The sequence below is a fragment of the Algoriphagus sp. genome (assembly GCF_024642405.1).
Lineage (GTDB): Bacteria > Bacteroidota > Bacteroidia > Cytophagales > Cyclobacteriaceae > Algoriphagus.
Map to the genome: position 1 here is coordinate 1 of NZ_JAHEBC010000504.1, position 2,074 is coordinate 2,074.

Here is a 2,074-nt window from a genome sequence, read left to right on the forward strand (position 1 = left end):
CGACCATCTATGCTGGTGAATACAATGGAAACTATTGGACAAGAACAGCGGCCAATTTTGTTGGAATTTGGGCAAATAGCCCCAAGGAAGTGGTTTATTTCATTGCCTCAAAAGATAACGAAGACAATACATTAGGGGGAGGAAATACCTATGTTTTGAAATTTGACAAGGACAATTTACCCATCAACAGTGTGGATGCATTCTGGTCGATTATCCTAGTGGATTTTCCAAACTATCGAGTAGTGGCCAATGAATTAGACCGCTATAATTTTAATAATTATTCCCCATTGGATTTTGAAGAAGATGGCGGATTAAATATTTACATTTCTCCTACCTACAATCCAGCATGGCCAAAATCGAATTGGCTTCCATCTCCTAAGGAACAAGATTTCAATCTTACAATTCGGATGTATGGCCCAAAAGAAAATGTGGTCAAAGGGGATTGGTTTCCTCCTGGAGTTGAAAAAATTCAGTAACCACACCCACCAATAACCAGCTAAAAAGGTTCTTTTAAAATAGTTTCGACAAAAAATACAATCCAAAGCCATTACAGAGAATCTAGCTAAATTCTTAACCATATTTACCGAAGGAAACTCATCCTACAGAGTTTCCTTCTTTTTTGCTTAATTTCCATTCTGAAAAAATAACCCAGCTGTTCAGGTCCCGATAGCCATCGTGGATGTAATCCTGAACTCAAATCATAGGATTTCAAATCCAGCTATTAGAAAAAATCTTGAAGAGAAATATAACATCACCCTACTTATCGAAAATCCGGTAGAATATACTAAAAAGCCTTAGCCCCCAATCGCAATCATACTGCGATTATCGGAATGCAAATCAGGATCAGATAATTTTTCTAAACTATCCATCCCGGCACGAACAGCTTTTTTATGGTAAATGGATTCCAAAATAAGTTTTTCCACATCTTCGCCTTTTCTTAAAGCACTTAACAAATCGGTCTCTCTGTTTGAAAAAAGACAGTTCTTGATTTTTCCATTGGCTGTCAGGCGAATACGATTACATGTCCCACAAAATGGATTGGTTACCGAAGAAATGACTCCGAAATCTCCTATAAATCCCTTGATTTGAAATTTCCTTGCTGTAAGATTTTGCTCATCAGGCAGGGCATACACATTCTCTGAACCTAATGCCGAACCTACGGCCGCCAATACTTCCTGCTCGGATACCATTTTGGATCGATCCCATTTATTTCCATCAAAAGGCATAAACTCAATAAAGCGGGCAGAAATCGGTAAATCCTTCGTGAATCTTACAAAGTCTACGACCTCATCATCATTTAGACCCTTCATCAAAACAATATTCAATTTCACCTCAAAGCCTTCTCTGATAAACAAGTCCAGATTATCCAGCGTCTTTTGAAATCCCGAGCGTCGGGTTATTTCCTTGAAACGCTCCTCTTTCAGGGTGTCTAGGCTGAAGTTGACTTTTTTCAGATTATGCTTCTTGAAAACAGGTAAAAATCGATCTGCTAAAATTCCATTGGTAGTGATGGAAAGATCCACTGGAAACTGGGAAATCCGCTCTAAAATATCTTCAAAATCCTTTCGAAGCAGTGGTTCTCCTCCTGTCAATCGGATTTTCTTAACTCCAAGACCTACAAAAGTTCTCGTCAGACTTTCGATCTCTTCGGCATTCATAATAAACTTAGAGGGAGTTAAAGGAATCCCCTCTTCAGGCATGCAATACTTGCAACGCAGATTGCACTTCTCTATCAGAGAAATCCTGAGATAGTCGTGTTTCCTACCAAATTGATCTTTAAGAACTTGAAGATTTTCAGTCTTTTCCATCATGTTGCGTTCCTCTCAATACTTTAAATACGTGTAATAAATGCGGAAAAACCGCATCCATTGATTCCTTTGCTCCGTTGGTGGATCCCGGTAAAGCCAAAATCAAGGCATCACCGATGGTACCTGCTACCGATCTGGAGAGCATAGCATAAGGCATGATTTTTTGCCCATAACTTCGGATTGCTTCCTCGATTCCTGGAATTCTTCGTTCTAAAATCGGCTCCAAAGCTTCTGGAGTCACATCCCTCTTCGATAATCCTGTTCCT

General features: G+C 39.3%; 3 protein-coding genes. 1 reads left to right on the forward strand and 2 read right to left on the reverse strand.

Annotation, left to right across the window (positions count from 1 at the left end; genetic code table 11):
• Positions 1-476, forward strand: a 476-nt coding sequence (locus tag Q0L68_RS19885; RefSeq protein ID WP_296705984.1) for a DUF1214 domain-containing protein, incomplete at its 5' end; no start/stop codon positions are given.
• Between the two features lie 318 nt (positions 477-794).
• Here Q0L68_RS19885 and moaA read toward each other — a convergent pair.
• Positions 795-1,808 (reverse strand): GTP 3',8-cyclase MoaA, encoded by a 1,014-nt coding sequence (moaA, locus tag Q0L68_RS19890; RefSeq protein WP_296705985.1) that lies wholly within the window; start codon positions 1,806-1,808, stop codon positions 795-797.
• Positions 1,795-2,074: molybdopterin-binding protein (locus Q0L68_RS19895; protein ID WP_296705986.1), on the reverse strand; the 280-nt coding region annotated here is incomplete at its 5' end. The genes Q0L68_RS19895 and moaA, both read right to left, overlap by 14 nt.

Excerpts from the sequence above, each read along its gene's own strand:
- moaA (WP_296705985.1), bottom strand. The coding sequence starts at position 1,808 with ATGGAAAAGACTGAAAATCTTCAAGTTCTTAAAGATCAATTTGGTAGG.